Source organism: Intestinimonas timonensis (genome assembly GCF_900626145.1).
GTDB classification, from domain to species: domain Bacteria; phylum Bacillota; class Clostridia; order Oscillospirales; family Oscillospiraceae; genus Intestinimonas; species Intestinimonas aquisgranensis.
On the sequence record NZ_LR130835.1, the window covers coordinates 13,854 to 29,444 of the forward strand.

The 15,591-nt window shown below is 62.1% G+C and carries 15 protein-coding genes; 5 read left to right on the forward strand and 10 right to left on the reverse strand.

Translation table 11 applies throughout. The features are described from left to right. Positions 1-25 precede the first annotated feature (25 nt). The 4 genes from E0E29_RS17405 to E0E29_RS17420 are packed head-to-tail and all read right to left on the reverse strand — an operon-like array spanning position 26 to position 3,308. Complete coding sequence (locus E0E29_RS17405; RefSeq protein ID WP_130851012.1) at positions 26-1,525, reverse strand: HAMP domain-containing sensor histidine kinase; 1,500 nt, start codon at positions 1,523-1,525, stop codon at positions 26-28. A 24-nt stretch (positions 1,526-1,549) separates the two neighbouring features. Further along, positions 1,550-2,047 carry a hypothetical protein gene (locus E0E29_RS18375; RefSeq protein WP_165449970.1) on the reverse strand — a complete coding sequence of 166 codons (498 nt, stop codon included), beginning with the start codon at positions 2,045-2,047 and terminating at the stop codon, positions 1,550-1,552. A gap of 1 nt (position 2,048) precedes the next feature. Next, positions 2,049-2,732 carry a response regulator transcription factor gene (locus tag E0E29_RS17415; RefSeq protein WP_130851013.1) on the reverse strand — a complete coding sequence of 228 codons (684 nt, stop codon included), beginning with the start codon at positions 2,730-2,732 and terminating at the stop codon, positions 2,049-2,051. Between the two features lie 24 nt (positions 2,733-2,756). Beyond that, a complete protein-coding gene (locus E0E29_RS17420) occupies positions 2,757-3,308 on the reverse strand; it encodes a UBA domain-containing protein (RefSeq protein ID WP_130851014.1) in 552 nt (183 codons plus the stop codon). A 223-nt stretch (positions 3,309-3,531) separates the two neighbouring features. On the opposite strand from E0E29_RS17420, the gene E0E29_RS17425 reads away from it, so the two are divergent. The 3 genes from E0E29_RS17425 to E0E29_RS17435 all read left to right on the forward strand — a co-directional run bounded on the left by E0E29_RS17425 (position 3,532) and on the right by E0E29_RS17435 (position 7,807). Next, entirely contained in the window at positions 3,532-4,728 is a 1,197-nt protein-coding gene (locus E0E29_RS17425) for a polysaccharide deacetylase family protein (RefSeq protein ID WP_130851015.1), read from the forward strand. Positions 4,729-4,745: 17 nt separating this feature from the next. Continuing rightward, entirely contained in the window at positions 4,746-5,906 is a 1,161-nt protein-coding gene (locus E0E29_RS17430; protein ID WP_130851016.1) for an aminotransferase class V-fold PLP-dependent enzyme, read from the forward strand. A 434-nt stretch (positions 5,907-6,340) separates the two neighbouring features. Then, positions 6,341-7,807 (forward strand): carbon starvation CstA family protein, encoded by a 1,467-nt coding sequence (locus E0E29_RS17435; protein WP_130851017.1) that lies wholly within the window; start codon positions 6,341-6,343, stop codon positions 7,805-7,807. A gap of 411 nt (positions 7,808-8,218) precedes the next feature. Here E0E29_RS17435 and groL read toward each other — a convergent pair whose 3' ends face one another. The 6 genes from groL to E0E29_RS17465 all read right to left on the reverse strand — a co-directional run bounded on the left by groL (position 8,219) and on the right by E0E29_RS17465 (position 13,928). Next, on the reverse strand, positions 8,219-9,847 hold the full coding sequence (gene groL, locus E0E29_RS17440; RefSeq protein WP_130851018.1) for a chaperonin GroEL: 1,629 nt from the start codon (positions 9,845-9,847) through the stop codon (positions 8,219-8,221). Positions 9,848-9,924: 77 nt separating this feature from the next. Then, complete coding sequence (locus tag E0E29_RS17445) at positions 9,925-10,209, reverse strand: co-chaperone GroES (RefSeq protein WP_130851019.1); 285 nt, start codon at positions 10,207-10,209, stop codon at positions 9,925-9,927. Between the two features lie 195 nt (positions 10,210-10,404). After that, the gene (locus E0E29_RS17450) at positions 10,405-11,331 is read right to left on the reverse strand and encodes a diacylglycerol/lipid kinase family protein (RefSeq protein ID WP_130851020.1); all 927 of its coding nucleotides are present in this window, start codon (positions 11,329-11,331) and stop codon (positions 10,405-10,407) included. Between the two features lie 29 nt (positions 11,332-11,360). Continuing rightward, positions 11,361-11,576 (reverse strand): helix-turn-helix transcriptional regulator, encoded by a 216-nt coding sequence (locus tag E0E29_RS17455; protein WP_165449971.1) that lies wholly within the window; start codon positions 11,574-11,576, stop codon positions 11,361-11,363. 95 nt (positions 11,577-11,671) lie between these two features. Further along, on the reverse strand, positions 11,672-12,799 hold the full coding sequence (locus E0E29_RS17460; protein ID WP_130851022.1) for a WG repeat-containing protein: 1,128 nt from the start codon (positions 12,797-12,799) through the stop codon (positions 11,672-11,674). Continuing rightward, positions 12,783-13,928, reverse strand: coding sequence for a THUMP domain-containing class I SAM-dependent RNA methyltransferase (locus tag E0E29_RS17465; RefSeq protein WP_130851023.1), 1,146 nt, complete (start codon positions 13,926-13,928; stop codon positions 12,783-12,785). Before E0E29_RS17465 ends, E0E29_RS17460 begins: the two co-directional genes overlap by 17 nt. Positions 13,929-14,149: 221 nt before the next feature. Between E0E29_RS17465 and E0E29_RS17470 the strand changes: the two genes are divergently transcribed. Further along, a complete protein-coding gene (locus E0E29_RS17470; RefSeq protein WP_130851024.1) occupies positions 14,150-14,611 on the forward strand; it encodes an NfeD family protein in 462 nt (153 codons plus the stop codon). A gap of 37 nt (positions 14,612-14,648) precedes the next feature. Beyond that, positions 14,649-15,584, forward strand: coding sequence for an SPFH domain-containing protein (locus E0E29_RS17475; RefSeq protein WP_130851025.1), 936 nt, complete (start codon positions 14,649-14,651; stop codon positions 15,582-15,584). Positions 15,585-15,591: the final 7 nt, after the last annotated feature.

Genomic DNA, 15,591 nt, shown 5'->3' on the forward strand with positions numbered 1-15,591 from the left:
GAAAAACGCTCGTCAAAGGTGATTTTTACCCCTCTCCGCCGGGCAGACTGGACAGGGGAAGCACCAGAGTCATGCGGGTGCCAACCCCCTTGCGGGAGAGGACCTCCAGCCAGCCGCCGTGGCGCTCGGCGATGTACTGAGCGATGGACAGACCCAGTCCGGTGCCGCCCGTCTTCCGGTCCCGGGACTGGTCGGCCCGGTAGAAACGCTCAAAAATGTGGGGCAGGCTCTGGGCGTCGATGCCGTCCCCCTCGTCCTGGACGGACACCCGGGCAGTGCCCTCCGCCGTCTCCAGGGAGAGGGTGATCTCCCCGCCGACGGGAGTATACTTGATGCTGTTGTCCACCAGCACCCGGAGACACTGCTTGATGAGGCCCAGGTCGGCGTGGACCGGCACGGGAGCCTTGCCCCAACGGGCCGCAAAGGGGTGGGTCTGGTCGATCATCCCAGTCTCCTTGTAGACCTGCGCCACCACCTCGGTGAGGTCGAAGTCGGACATCTCCACCTGCATGGTGTCATTGTCACCACGGGCCAGAAAGAGAAGCTGCTCCACCAGCTCCTTCATGGACTCCGCCTCGCCACGGATGGCGTCAATGGCCTCCTGACGGGTGGCGGGGTCGTCCTTTCCCCAGCGGTCCAGCAGGCTGGCGTAGCCCTGGATGACGGCGATGGGGGTGCGCAGCTCGTGGGAGGCGTCGGAGACAAAGCGCATCTGGGCCCGGTAGGCCGCACCCAGCCGGTCCAGCATGGCATTGATGGCCTCGGCCAGGTCCCGGAGCTCCTTCTGGGTGCCGGAGACGGGGATGCGCTTGTCCAGATGGGTGGCGTTGATCTCGTCCAGACGCCCCGCCAGGGCGGAGAGCTCGGCGGCCGACATGTTGGGGGGCGCGCTGCCCAGCCGGGCCGCCGCCGCCGCCAGATCCTGGATGGGGCGGAGCGTCTTTTTGATGGTGCCGGCATTTTTCAGCAGGTTGAGGAGCAGACTGAAGAGCTGGCACACCAGCAGGATGCGCCCGGCAAAGGCCAGAATGGTCACCGGCTGCTCCAGGTCCAGGGTGATGGCGTAGGGTTCCCCATCGTTGGGCAGGGAGAGAGTGTAGGCGGCACCGCGGCCGGGATGGCTCTTCCAGGGACCGAAGAACAGGGCCTCCTCCCCCAGGGTGAGGACCCGCAGGGCCTGCTCCTCCTCCGGGAGCGTCTGGTTCCCCAGAGTCATGGGCAGCAGAAGGCCGCCCAGCCGCAGGCCGGACTCCGACGGCCCATCCTCCAGCGCCGAGACGGTGTAGTCCCCCGCCGACATCCACACCGTGGCCTCGGCGGAGGGCACGCCCCGCTCCTCCACCAGCTGGGAGATCTCCCCGCACTGGCGGTCCGCCCACAGGAGAATGCCGCCCCAGGCCAGCGCCAGCAGCAGCAGGTCGGTGGTGAAATAGATGCCCAGCAGCCGCAGAAAGAGCCGCAGATTGAGCCGCAGGACGATAGAGGAGCGGATGCCGCCTCGGTCCTGCTTTGGTTTGGGGACCATATCCGCCCCTCCTTTCCAGATGGTTTACGGCTGTTCCAGCCAGTCTAATACCGGCTGAAGCTGTTCGCGGCTCACCCAGTTCACACCGTGAACGAGGACTTCCATCAAGGCTCCGGCCTTAGGGTCGCCTTTGGCGGCGGCATGCTTGGTGGACAGGAAGATGGGGGTCATCATGATTTTGGAAAGGCCCTTCACCCGGTCGGGGGCATAGCCGCCGCGGAGGTAAAAAAGAGGGCGGTCCCCCAGGTGGCTGCTCCGGGCCAGACGGGAGACATCCACCTCCGCCGGAGAGGCCATGCCCACGGCGCACACGGCGGCCACCTGCCAGCGGCCCAGTGCCCCCTTCAGCCCCTGGATAGTCCCGGCCCGGAGCCAGCCCAGGAAGAGGACCGGCGTGCCCCGGAGCGGCGCTTCAGGTGCATCCAGTGGGCAGGCGGGCAGACCGGTGGCTTGGGAGAGCATCTTGGCATACTGACGGGTGAAGCCGGTGGACGAGTGATGTACGATGGCGTCCGCCCTCATGTCAACCCTCCTCCCGGATGACATAGCCCACGCCCCGGACGGTGTGGATGAGTTTCACCCCGAAACGCTCGTCCAGCTTGGAGCGGAGGAAACGGATGTAGACGTCCACGGCGTTGGTCTCCCCGGCAAAGTCGAATCCCCACACGTTGTCCAGCAGGGATTCCCGGGAGATGACCTTCTCCTTGTTCTCCAGCAGATAGCGCAGCAGGTCGAACTCCCGCCGGGTGAGTTCCACCGGCGTACCGGAGAGGCTCACCTCGTGGCGCTCCACATCCATGGCCAGAGGGCCGCAGGTGAGCTTGGGGGACTCTGCCGGGGCGGCGGGGTGCTTGCGCAGGGCGGCACGGATTCGGGCCAATAACTCCTCGATGGCAAAGGGCTTGGTCACGTAGTCGTCCGCTCCGGCGTCCAGCCCGGACACCTTGTCCACCACCGCGTCCCGGGCGGTGAGCAGGATCACCGGCGTCTGCCGCTCCTTCCGCAGCCGACGGAGCACCTCCATCCCAGATAGGGCCGGGAGCATGATGTCCAGCAGGATGAGGTCGAAGGTTCCGGTGAGGGCATGCTCCAGACCTGTCCGGCCGTCGAAGGCCTTCTCCACCTCGTAGCCCTCGTACCGCAGCTCCAGTTCTACCATCCGGGCCAGCTTCTCCTCATCTTCCACCAACAAGATCCGTTCCGCCATGGGCGGACCCCTCCTTTTTTCCTCTTATGGACGGCGCAGCCGCGCCAGAAAACGATCCATGGCCTCCCGCAGGGAGGAGAAAAAGCTCCGCACCGTCTCCCCCTCCACCAGGGGGCCGGAGAGCCGGTACCGGAAGCCCAGCAGCAGCCCCACGCCCAGCACCACCGTGATCTCCAGAAAGAAAAAGAGCAGGAGAACCATCAGGATGAGCAGGGGGACCGAGGCCGCCTGCCCTCCCTTCCGCCACACCTCCAGCCGGGTGGCCAGAAAGTTGTGGAAGAAGTCTTTCAGGCCCTCTTTCAGATCGGACCAGGGGACGATCAGCACACCGCCGTGCCGGGCACCGTCCGTACCCTCCGACAGGCTGGGGGAGGAGGGCGGAGGCGTACCGCCGGAGGAGGGACGGGTGGAGTAGAAGCCGCCCACAGGCGGCGTCGGCGTCAGACCCTGCCGCTCCAGCTCCAGCATGGCCGCCAGGGCATCACCGTTGTTCCGCTCCAGGGCCGAGAGCGCGGCAATCACGTCCACACCGGCGGCCTCGCTGATCCGCCGGGCCTGCTCCACCGTCACTGACATGTGCCTCCCCCTCTCCCCGTATACTGACCCAATTATAACCCGCTCCGCCTAAAGAGAGCTTTGGGTTTTCTTTAGATACCATTAAAAATACCGTGCCGGACGGTTTTATGAGTACCATGATGATAGCATATCCGGCCTACCGGGACAAGGGTGGGGGTTTACCCTGGACCCGGTGCTGTGATATAATCGAAACGATTTCATTGAAACAAAGGAGGGATGGTCCATGTGGAAACGGTTCCTGGCCGGGCTGTGCGCCGCCGGGCTGCTGGTGGTTTTCATCCAGAGCTATGCCGCCGGAGAGGAGTGGGACGCCAATATCATCTTCCTGGCCCTCAACGACTCTCCCGTCCCCCTCAGTGACAGCACCATGCCCATCAATGTGGGCGGCACCATCTACCTCCCCTATTTCATGCTGGATGCCAACCAGAACGGCGGCATCCGCCTGGGCATCATCAATGGTGGACAGGACAAGGTGAAAAATACCCTCACCCTCTACAACACGGAGCCCAAAAACCTGACCTTCGATCTGCGGACCGGCCTCTCCTATGACTACTTCCCAGACGGCGAGCGGCAGACCCCCACCGCCATCATCCGCAACGGCCAGATCTATGTTTCGGCCAGCTCTACCTGCTCCTATTTTGACGTGAAGTATATTTACAGCAATATCCAGTTCGGGGACAAGAGCTACCCCTATATCCGCATCCGCACCGATAATGTGGCGCTGGACGACGCCTCCTTCAAGAGCTCGGCCTCCACCACCTACCTCATCCAGCTCCAGAATTATTACCGGTCGGTGACCGGACAAAACGGGGACAACACCACCGCCCCCGTGGTCTCCCCGGCGCCCTCCGTGCCCTCCCAGCCGACGGATAGCGGACAGGACCGACGGGGGGTCCGGGTCTATTTGGCAGTGCGCAGCGATACGGGAGAGGCCGGCAGTGAGATGCTGGACCAGCTGCGCAGCTATGGCTGGGGCTGCCTGCTGCTGGTGCCCGCTGACCAGGTGGCCCAGCGGGATGAGCTCATCCGCCAGGCGGTGGGGGAAGGACATATGGTGGGCCTCATCACCGATGCGGAAAATCTGGAGAAGGCGCAGCGGGAGCTGGAGGAGGCCAACGAGGTCCTCTCCCATGTGGCCCTCACCAATACCTGGATCGTGCTGGCCGAGTACCCGTCAGTGGCCCAGGGTCTGGAAGATGCCGGCTGGCTGTGCTGGGATAACGACATCGACGGTGTCCCCGGTGAACGGAGCAGCAGCACCGTCTACTACCAGATCGAGCGCCGCTTGGAGGACCGGGAGAGTCAGGCAAGTATCACACTGGATGACAGCAGCACCTCCGCCTCCGTGCTCAGCCGACTCCTGGACACCCTGCGGGAGGACGGTTACAGCGTGCGCCTGGCGGTGGAATCGGAATTTTAAGGTGGAGGATGTGCTCTATGGGAAAAAGCTGCTATTTCGATAACGCTGCCACCTCCTTCCCCAAGGCCCCAGGTGTGGCGGAGGCCATGACGAACTACCTTACACAGGTAGGCTCCAACGTGGGCCGTGGGGATTACCAGTCGGCCTACGCCGCCGCCGAGCGGGTGCTGGAGGTCCGGGAGAAGCTGTGCCGGCGCTTCGGCGCCCCTGACCCCAGAAACGTCATCTTCACCCCCGGCAGCACCTACGGGCTCAACGCCGTGCTCAAGGGAGTGCTGCGGCCCGGAGATAAGGTGGCCGCCTCCCCCATGGAGCACAACGCCGTGCTCCGCCCCCTCACACAGCTGGAGCAAGCAGGAGTGGAGATCGTTTGGCTGCCCTGTAGCCACACGGGGGAGCTCCTCCTGGACCAGGCGGCGGAGCTGCTTACTCCCGATCTGAAGCTGTGTGTCCTCACCCACGCCTCCAACGTGTGCGGTACCCGCATGCCCATCGAGGCGGTGGGAAGGCTGTGCCGGGAGCGGGGCATCCTCTTCTGTGTGGACGCCGCCCAGAGCGCCGGCTTCGTGCCCCTGGACATGGGGCCTATGGAGATCGACGCTCTGGCCATGCCTGCTCACAAGGGCCTGCTGGGTCCCCAGGGTCTGGGCGTGCTGCTCCTCACCGACGCCATGGCAGAGGCCATGGAGCCTTTGGTCTCCGGCGGTACGGGGAGCCGCTCCGACCTGCTGGAGATGCCCCCTTTCCTGCCCGACCGACTGGAACCGGGAACCTTAAACCTGCCCGGCATCTACGGGCTGGGCGCCGCCCTGGACTGGTGGGAGGGCCAGGATCAGGCTGCCCTCCGGCACCGGGAGGAGCGTCTCACCGGCCATCTGATCGCCCGGCTGGCTGAGTACGAGGAGGACGGCCTCCGGGTGCTGGGCACCAGGGATGAAAAGAAGCAGGTAGGTGTGGTATCGGTGGACTTTTTGGAAAAGGACAACGCCGAGTGTGCCTACCGCCTGGAGCGGGACTTCGGTATCCAGACCCGCTGCGGCCTCCACTGCGCCCCACTGGCCCACAAGACCCTGGGCACCTATCCCCAGGGCACCGTCCGCTTCTCCGTGGGACCCTTCACCCGATTTGAGGACATCGACTATGTTCAGGGCGCCGTGGCGGAGATCCTGTGCGGATAAATCAATTCAATATATACAGAGCGGACTGATCATGCCGCCGGCATGGACAGTCCGCTCTGTTTTGTAAGTTATGATTTTTGATTCGTATATATCCACCATGTAAGGTGCGACGGCCTTGGATTGGCGGGGAAGTCTCCAGAGCTTCTGCACGGCATGCAGATCGTCTCAGAAAGGTGGCCAATTCTCACTGTTCTGACCAGAATATCTATGGCGTTCTGCCTTGTGGATGCTGTCCCTTTTTGAATGGATACCTTTAATTGGAAATTTTATTGTAAAAAATGTGGAACTGTAAAATTCTGACCTTGACTTTTGTTCACCTGGGTTTATACTGTTAAACGTTTTTGGTAGAGCAATGGGCCCACGTTCCACCAGTAAACTTCACGCTCCTTATGGAAAAACCGGAGACCATATGGAGGACTGGAGGAGACAGTTGTATGATTTCATTTTTTGTATGTCTAATTTTGCTTGTTGTGGGATTTTTTACTTATAGCAAGCTGGTAGAAAAGATTTTTCGCATTGATGACCGTCCTACGCCCGCAGTGGCGCATCCCGACGGCGTGGACTATGTGCCCATGAAAACCTGGCGTATTTTTCTGGTTCAGCTGCTGAATATTGCCGGCCTGGGGCCCATTTACGGTGCTCTGTCCGGTGCCTGCTGGGGACCTTCGGTATACCTGTGGATCGTGCTGGGCACCATCCTGGGCGGTGGTGTTCATGACTTCCTCTCCGGCATGATGAGTGAACGCAACGACGGTAAGTCCATCTCTGAGGTGGTTGGCCTCTATATGGGCAAGGTCATTACTTTTATCATGCGCGTATTCTCCGTGGTGCTGCTGGTGATGGTGGGCGTCAACTTTTCCGTTGGCCCTGCCGGCCTGCTGGCCAAGCTGACTCCTGATTCTCTGTCCACCATGTTCTGGCTGGTGGTCATTATGATTTATTATCTGGTAGCCACCTTCCTGCCCATTGACAAGATCATCGGTAAGCTCTACCCCGTGTTCGGCATCTGCCTGATCGTTATGGCGCTGGGCATCGGCGGCGGCATTCTGATTCAGATGGGCAGCGACATGCCGGAGATCACTCTGGCCAACCTGACTGTCGCCCATCCCGACGGCCTGCCCAAGTGGGCCATGATGTTTGTCACTGTGGCCTGCGGCGCCATCTCTGGCTTCCACGCCACCCAGTCGCCCATGATGGCTCGCTGCATCACCAGTGAGAAACAGGGCCGCACCATTTTCTATGGCGCTATGGTGGCCGAAGGTATCATCGCCCTGATTTGGGCGGCTGCTGGCGTCACCTACTACACCAACCATGGTTCCCTGCTGGATGGCATGACCGGACTGACCAACGCAATTGCTGCCGGCGGTTCCGGCGGTGTGGTCTTTGAGATCTCCACCGGTCTGCTGGGTACGGTGGGCGGTATTCTGGCCATGATCGGCGTGATCGCCTGCCCCATCACTTCCGGCGATACCGCCTACCGGGCTGCTCGACTCACCATCGCCGACTGGTTCCACATCGACCAGTCCAAGGTTGGCCCCCGTGCCGCGCTGTCCATCCCCCTGCTGGGTGTGGGCGCCGTCATTGCTCTGGCGCTGCCTTGGGACGTGCTGTGGCGCTATTTCTCCTGGTCCAACCAGACCCTGGCCATGATCGTGCTGTGGACTGGTGCCGTGTTCCTGCACAAGTACGGTTTCCCGCCCAAGGCCTGCCTCATTGCCGCCCTTCCCGCTACCTTTATGTCTGCGGTATCGGTGACTTATTTCTTCCAGGCACCTGAGTGCCTGAACCTGCCCACCTCCATCGCCTACCCGGTGGGTATTATCGTGGCCGCCGTGTTCCTGGCCATCTTCATTTGGCGTATCCTGATTATGGCCAAGGATGACGTTGTCAAGGCCGATTGAATCCGTAAAATAAAAAACGAATGATATGCTTCCCTCTGCGGGTGACAGTGCAATCAAACGCTGTCAATCGCAGAGGGAGTTTTGTTATGCCGCGGAAGCAAAAGTAAATTCCAAAGAGACTGAGTTATAAGAAACTTACCTCTAGCTACAACGGCGAGGATTTTATCTAGGACCTGGTACGAGCGGAGTGATGCGCATCTGTGTGGTCCATGCGGCCTGGGTGTGCGTGCTGACATCGAAATATGCTGGAGTAACTTAACACTGCCAGACGGGGGAAAGTGCTCTCTATTGTCTTACTTTGTCGATCCTGTTCTCCCTGGCAGGGCTGAAGGGGGCCTGGAGTTACTCTCTTGAATAAGCAAGAAAAAGCCCACGGCACGGGGCCGTGGGCTTTGTAAGTGGGTACTTCTATTAGTACATGCCGCCCATGTCGGGAGCAGCGGGAGCAGCAGGAGCGGGGGGCTCGGGCTTGTCGGTGACCAGGCTCTCGGTGGTCAGCAGCACGCCGGCCACGGAAGCGGCATTCTCCAGAGCGGAACGGGTCACCTTGGTGGGGTCAACGATACCGGAAGCGATCATGTCGCAGTAGGTCTCGTTCAGGGCGTTGAAGCCATAGCCAACCTTGCGGGAGTTCTTCACCTTCTCCAGCACCACGGAGCCGTCGATGCCGGCGTTGGCGGAGATCTGACGCATGGGCTCGGTCAGGGCGCGGGCCACGATCTGGACACCGGTCTTCTCGTCGCCCTCGGTGGTCTTCAGCAGCTTCTCCACAGCGGGGACAGCGTTCACATAGGCGGTGCCGCCGCCGGCCACAATGCCTTCCTCAACGGCAGCGCGGGTGGCGTTCAGGGCGTCCTCGATGCGGAGCTTCTTCTCCTTCATCTCAGACTCGGTAGCAGCGCCCACGCGGATGATGGCCACGCCGCCAGCCAGCTTGGCCAGACGCTCCTGGAGCTTCTCGCGGTCGTAATCGGAAGTGGTGACCTCGATCTGGCTGCGGATCTGAGCCACGCGGTCCTTGATGGCCTGGGCGTCGCCGGAGCCGTCCACGATGATGGTGGTGTCCTTGTTGACCTTCACCTGACGGGCGTGGCCCAGCATGTCGGCGGTGGCCTCCTTGAGCTCATAGCCCAGCTCGGAGGAGATCACGGTGCCGCCGGTCAGGATGGCCATATCCTGGAGCATCTCCTTGCGGCGGTCGCCGAAGCCGGGGGCCTTCACGCAGCAGACATTCAGGGTGCCGCGCAGCTTGTTGACGATCAGGGTGCTCAGAGCGTCACCCTCCACGTCCTCAGCCACGATGAGCAGCTTCTTGCCGGACTGGACAACCTGCTCCAGAATGGGCAGCAGCTCCTGGATGTTGGAGATCTTCTTGTCGGTGATGAGGATGGCGGCGTCGTCCAGAACGGCCTCCATCTTCTCGGTGTCGGTGACCATATAGGGAGCGATGTAGCCCCGGTCGAACTGCATGCCCTCGACCACCTCAGAGTAGGTCTCAGCGGTCTTGGACTCCTCAACGGTGATGACGCCGTCGTGGCTGACCTTCTCCATGGCCTCGGCGATCAGCTTGCCGATGGTCTCGTCGCCGGAGGAGACGGCGCCCACGCGGGCGATGTCCTCGGTGCCGTTGACGGGCTTGGAGTTCTCCTTGATGGCCTCGATGGCGGCGGCGGTGGCCTTGGCAATGCCGCGCTTCATGATCATGGGGTTGGCACCGGCGGCCAGGTTCTTCAGACCCTCGCGGATGATGGCCTGGGCCAGCAGGGTGGCGGTGGTGGTGCCGTCGCCGGCCACGTCGTTGGTCTTGGTGGAGACCTCCTTGACGATCTGGGCGCCCATGTTCTCAAAGGGATCGGGCAGCTCGATCTCCTTGGCGATGGTCACGCCGTCGTTGGTGATGAGGGGAGTGCCGAACTTCTTATCCAGCACCACGTTGCGGCCCTTGGGGCCCAGGGTGATCTTAACGGTGTCGGCGAGCTGGTTGACACCGCGCTCCAGAGCGCGGCGGGCGTCCTCGCCGTAAATGATCTGCTTGGCCATGAAAAATTACCTCCTATACGATGACGGACCGGCGGCAGTCCCGCCGCGCCCTGAAAACTGAAAATACAGACCGGATCTTACTCCACGATGGCCAGGATGTCGCCCTGACGGACGATGGTGTACTCCTCGCCGTCCAGCTTCACCTCAGTGCCGGCGTACTTGCTGGTGATGACCTTGTCGCCCTTCTTCACGGTCATGACGACTTCCTTGCCGTCCACCATGCCGCCGGGGCCCACCTCGATGACTTCGGCCATCTCGGGCTTCTCCTTGGCGGCGCCGGTGAGGATGATGCCGCTCTTGGTGGTCTCCTCGGCCTCCACCATCTTGATGATCACTCTGTCTGCAAGGGGCTTGAGCTTCATTTGAGGTTCCTCCTTATATGGTTATGGTTTTGTCCATCTACGTTCAGGTGTTAGCACTCGAAAAACATGAGTGCTAACTTCGAGTATGATGATACCTCTCCTTGCCAAAAAAATCAACCCCCAATTTTGAAAATTGGGGGCTGTTTTTCGGAAAATTCACCTTTTGTTCACAAAGGGACAGGCGGAGTGCCAGACTCAGCCGCCGGGGATGTGATAATCCAGACCGGCGGGGTAGAAAAACCACACCTTTTTGGGGGAGAGGAAGACGGTAAATGACTTGGAACGCATGACTTCTCCGTCTACCACCGCCGTCAGCTCCTGAGGGGAGGAGAAGGAGAAAGACGTGCCGTGGAAGTGAGAGAGAACCTCCGGGTGATCCCGGTAGTGACCTGTGGAATAGGCGCCCAGAAGGCGGAAGAAGGTGAAACGGCTTACCTTTGGGACCACCAGCATGTCTAGGATACCGTCGTCCGGCTGGGCATCTCCCACCGGCATGAAGCCGCCGCCGTAGTGGCGGCCATTGCAGATGCAGATGATGGTGCTCTCGCCGTCCAGGACGGTGTCCCCGGCCCGGATAACGGTGGGCCGGCAGAGACCCTTAAAGAGGACGTTGACCACCAGAGAGGCGGTGTAGGCCGCCATACCGCCCAGGAAGGGGAGGGCCTTGTACTTGTGGACGTCGGCGGCGATGCGGGCGTCCACCCCGGCACAGCACACGTCGATGCCCAGGCGGCCGTTGCAGTCCATGAGGTCAAAGGCGGCCTGAGGACCGGCAGCCAGGGCAGCCAGGTCGGAGAAGGCCGTCCGGTAGGTGGGGCCGAAGAGCTTGATGAAGTCGTTGCCGGTGCCCTTGGGCACGTTGGTGACGGCGGCGTTGTCAAAGCCGGCGGCGGCGTTCACCACCTCGTTGAGGGTGCCATCGCCACCGCAGGCATAGAGCCGGACCGGTTCGCCTGACTCCGCCGCCGCCCTGGCACGGCGCTCACAGTCCCCGGGGGCGGCGCCCAGGAAGAGCTCGTGGTCCAGCCCCAGACCGGTAAAGGTCTCCGTGATCTGGCGGCACAGGGCGTCGGTGCTGCCCCGCTTGCCCGCGGCCGGGTTGATGAGAAAGAGGTGCTTCAAGGGAAGAGCCTCCTTTTGGTGTGGATCAGTCACTGGCAGGGCGGTGTCCGGCCAACCAGCTCATCCAGCGCAATGCCGTAGAGATCTGCCAGCTTTACTGCAATGGAAAGGGGCATGTCCCGCTCTCCGGACTCATACCGCCGATAGCCGCTGTATGAGATGCCCAGATGCGCAGCCAGCTGCTCCTGGGTCACCCGATGAGACTTGCGGAGCTGTTTCAGTCGTTGAAAAAATTTGCCTGTCAATTCCAACACTTCCTATTGACGTTCCATATGGAATGATTGGAAGTAAATAGGGAGCAATCCATGCGGGAAGCGGTGGACCCTTTTGGGGGAAGAACTTACCACAGGGAGATGCGTTGCTCGGCCCGGGCCATGCGGGTGACGATAGCGGCGGCCTCCGCGCGGGTGAGGCTGTCGTTGGGCCGGAAGGTGAGGTCTCCGTCACTGCCGGTGAGGATGCCCTTGGCATAGAGGCCGAAAATGGCTTCGGCGGCATAGTCGCCGGTCTTGACATCGGGGACAGCGGCCTTCACCCGGTTCAGACTGTTGATCTCCGGGATGCTCCGGCCCAGGCTGGTGCGGGAGAAGATATAGGCCATCTCGGCCCGGGTCACCGGCCGCCCAAAGTCGGTAAACTCCCCGGTGGAGATAATACCGCTGGCCTCACAGTAGGTCACCGAGGACTTGTACCAGGGGGTGCCCGTCACCGGCTGGAGGTGGAAGGTGTCTCCGGTAGCCTGGCTCTCCATGAAAGCGGCCAGCTTCAGGGCTTCGGCCACCGTCAGGGTCTGATTGGGGGCGAAGGTGTCGTTGCCCACGCCCTGCATCAGGTTCAGGTTGTAGGCCAGGTCCGCCCACACAGAAAACCAGTCCCGGGGGGAGACGTCGGTGTAAGAGGGGAGACGCCCCTTGATGAGGGGGAACTGGGCAGAGGGGACCTGCCGCTGGACCATCTGGTCCTTTAGGGTGGAGAGGGGAACCACTGTATCGGCGCCACCGGCCGTGAGCACCAGGGCGTCCAGACCGTCCACCTTGTCGGTGCGGACGGCGTCATAGACAAAGGGGAAAAACTCCTGGGTGGTGCCGCCCTGCTCATCGGGGAAGGGGAGCATGCTCACCACCCCCCACTGGTTGCCCTTCTCAGCCAGGTACAGGCCATAGCCCAGGTTCTCCAGGGTGTCGTACTCCGGCTGGAGCAGATAGGTGCCGTCCTGCCGGATGAGGCCCATCTTGTTGTTGATGCGCACCAGAGCTGTGCCCAGGGTGAAGTCCAGCACCGATTGGTACTGGATGGGGATGACCACCTTGCCGGAGGAATCGGCAAAGCCCCACAGACCGTTCTCGCTGGCCTTGGCCAGACCCTCCTGGTAGCCGTGGATGGTGGGGGCGGCCAGGGCGCAGGACAGGGTCATGGACAGGGCCAGGACCAGGGCCGCCAGGCCACGGAGCTTACCGCTTCTTTTCATGCTGAGCACCTCGCTTTCCGTAGAGGAAGAGATCGCATTTGAGCATGCCGTTGTAGAGCTTGCGCTTCCGGTCGGCATTCCGGCCGAAGGTGCGCTCGAATTCGGTGTGAGAGGAGAGGAGGGAGAGGGTCCAGCCGTCGGGGAGGGACCGGAAGGCCTTGCCGAAGCCACGGTACAGGTCCTCGGCCTCCTTCTTCTCCATGATCCGCTCGCCGTAGGGGGGATTGGTAACGATTTTTCCGTAGGGGGCCTCCCGGTGGAAGGAGAGGGCGTCGGCCACCTCGAAGCGGACCAGGTCCTCCACCCCCGCCTTCTCGGCGTTGGAGCGGGCGATGGCCACCGCCTTGGGGTCGATGTCGCCCCCCCAGATGTCATACTCCCCGTCGAACTCCTTGTCCATGGCCTCGTCGGCGGCCTCCATCCAGGCGCTGGCGGGCACGAACCCCCACTTCTGGGCGGAAAAGCTCCGGTCCAGGCCGGGGGCACGGTTCTTGGCAATGAGGGCGGCCTCGATGGCGATGGTGCCCGAGCCGCAGAAGGGATCACAGAAGGGGTCACGGCCCCGGTATTTGGAGAGCATCACCATGGCGGCGGCCAGGGTCTCCCGCAGGGGCGCCACCACACCCACCGCACGGTAGCCCCGCTTGTGGAGCCCGGCGCCGGTGGTGTCCAGGTAGAGGCTGGCGGTATCCTTCATGATGGCGAACTGGATCTGATAGAGGCTGCCGGTCTCGGGGAGCTGCTCCAGGCCGTATTTGGCGCCCAGCCGGGCGGCCACCGCCTTTTTCACGATGGACTGACAGGCGGGGACGGCGTGGAGGGCGGAGTTGAGACAGTGGCCCTTCACCGGAAAGGCGGCGTCCCGGGGGAGAAAGTCCTCCCAGGGCAGGGCGCGGACCCCCTCGAAGAGGGCGTCAAAGTCCCCGGCGGGGAAGCTCCCCAGCAAAACCAGTGCGCGCTCGCCGGTGCGCAGGTTCAGATTGACCCGGGGGATGTCGGCGGGGCGGGCGGCGCAGAGGACCCGGCCGTTCTCGGCCCGCACGTCGGAAAGGCCCAGCCGCCGCAGCTCGTCGGCACACAGTCCCTCCAGACCGAACAGGGTGGGGATGGCCAGCTCCAGATGTTCCATACATTGCTCCTATTCCTCCCCGCGTCCGCGGACGTGGGGAAATCATGCATTCAAGACGATAAAAATGTCATTTTACCTCATTATACCGGAGTCCTGTGGAATTGGCAAACCCTTTTCCAAATGGCAGATAATTTACTAGCTATTCGCTGGGAGATGTGATATGATGAAGCCAGAACCGGAGGCCCTGAAACGGGGCCGTCCGTACATAAGGAGGGATATGGATGAGTATGAGTCTCTTTTGGCTCATTGCCATGGTGCTTTTCGGCGTGCTGGAGGCGGTGACGGTGGGGCTCACCTCCATCTGGTTCGCCCTGGGCGCCTTGGGTGCACTGGCCGCAGCTGCCGCGTCGGCGCCGGTCATCGTGCAGATCGTGGTGTTCCTGGGGGTCTCTTTCCTGACCCTGTTGCTGGTACGCCCCCTGGCCCAGCGCTTCGTCAATGACCGAAAGGTGGCTACCAACGCCGACCGGGTCATCGGACGGGAGGCTGTGGTCACCGAGGATATCGACAACATCCAGGGAAAGGGACGGGTCTCCATTTCCGGCGCCGACTGGACCGCCAAGACTGAGGACGACCGGCCCATTCCCGCGGGCAGCAAGGTCCAGGTGCTCCGCATCGAAGGCGTCAAGGTCATCGTCGCCCCTGCCGGCGTTGCCGGCGATCCCCAGCAGGCCCAGCCCTGAATCAGCGCTGCGGCATCTGAGAAAAGGAGGAAGTTTTATGGAGCTATTGGCCGCTATTGGGGGATTCATCGTCCCCATCATCCTCATCATTCTGGTCATTCTGATCCTGGCCGCCAACATCAAGGTGGTCCAGCAGTCCAAAGCCTACGTGGTGGAGCGTCTGGGCGCCTTCCACTCCGTGTGGGGCGTGGGCATCCACTTCAAGGTCCCCTTCATCGAGAAGGTGGCCAAGGTGGTCTCCCTCAAGGAGCAGGTTGTGGATTTTGCCCCCCAGCCCGTTATCACCAAGGATAACGTCACCATGCAGATCGACACCGTGATCTACTTCCAGATCACCGACCCCAAGCTCTACACCTACGGCGTGGAGCACCCCATGAGCGCCATCGAGAACCTGACCGCCACCACGCTGCGTAACATCATCGGCGAGTTGGAGCTGGATCAGACCCTCACCAGCCGGGACATCATCAATACCAAGATGCGCATGCTTCTGGATGAGGCCACCGACCCCTGGGGCATCAAGGTGGGTCGTGTGGAGCTAAAGAACATCATCCCGCCCAGAGAGATCCAGGACGCCATGGAGAAGCAGATGAAGGCCGAGCGCGAGCGGCGTGAGTCCATCCTCCAGGCCGAGGGCCAGAAGCAGTCCCAGATCCTGGTGGCCGAGGGCGAGAAGCAGTCCCTCATCCTCCGGGCCGAGGCCGCCAAGGAGGCTGCCATCAAGAAGGCCGAAGGCGAGGCCGAGGCCATCCTGAAGGTCCAGCAGGCCACCGCCGAGGCTCTGAAGCTCCTCAACGAGGCCGCCCCCAACGATCAGGTGGTGAAGATCAAGGCCCTGGAGGCCTTCCAGGCCGCCGCCGACGGCAAAGCCACCAAGATCATCATCCCCTCCGAGATCCAGGGCCTGGCCGGCCTGTGCGCCTCCGCCAAGGCCCTCCTGGAGAGCGACGTCAAGGACCCCAGCGTGAAGAAGTAAAAGGATA

Coding starts and splice junctions, on each gene's coding strand:
- E0E29_RS17405 (WP_130851012.1), bottom strand. CDS start 1,525: ATGGTCCCCAAACCAAAGCAGGACCGAGGCGGCATCCGCTCCTCTATC.
- E0E29_RS18375 (WP_165449970.1), bottom strand. CDS start 2,047: ATGAGGGCGGACGCCATCGTACATCACTCGTCCACCGGCTTCACCCGT.
- E0E29_RS17415 (WP_130851013.1), bottom strand. CDS start 2,732: ATGGCGGAACGGATCTTGTTGGTGGAAGATGAGGAGAAGCTGGCCCGG.
- E0E29_RS17420 (WP_130851014.1), bottom strand. CDS start 3,308: ATGTCAGTGACGGTGGAGCAGGCCCGGCGGATCAGCGAGGCCGCCGGT.
- E0E29_RS17425 (WP_130851015.1), top strand. CDS start 3,532: ATGTGGAAACGGTTCCTGGCCGGGCTGTGCGCCGCCGGGCTGCTGGTG.
- E0E29_RS17430 (WP_130851016.1), top strand. CDS start 4,746: ATGGGAAAAAGCTGCTATTTCGATAACGCTGCCACCTCCTTCCCCAAG.
- E0E29_RS17435 (WP_130851017.1), top strand. CDS start 6,341: ATGATTTCATTTTTTGTATGTCTAATTTTGCTTGTTGTGGGATTTTTT.
- groL (WP_130851018.1), bottom strand. CDS start 9,847: ATGGCCAAGCAGATCATTTACGGCGAGGACGCCCGCCGCGCTCTGGAG.
- E0E29_RS17445 (WP_130851019.1), bottom strand. CDS start 10,209: ATGAAGCTCAAGCCCCTTGCAGACAGAGTGATCATCAAGATGGTGGAG.
- E0E29_RS17460 (WP_130851022.1), bottom strand. CDS start 12,799: ATGAAAAGAAGCGGTAAGCTCCGTGGCCTGGCGGCCCTGGTCCTGGCC.
- E0E29_RS17465 (WP_130851023.1), bottom strand. CDS start 13,928: ATGGAACATCTGGAGCTGGCCATCCCCACCCTGTTCGGTCTGGAGGGA.
- E0E29_RS17470 (WP_130851024.1), top strand. CDS start 14,150: ATGAGTATGAGTCTCTTTTGGCTCATTGCCATGGTGCTTTTCGGCGTG.
- E0E29_RS17475 (WP_130851025.1), top strand. CDS start 14,649: ATGGAGCTATTGGCCGCTATTGGGGGATTCATCGTCCCCATCATCCTC.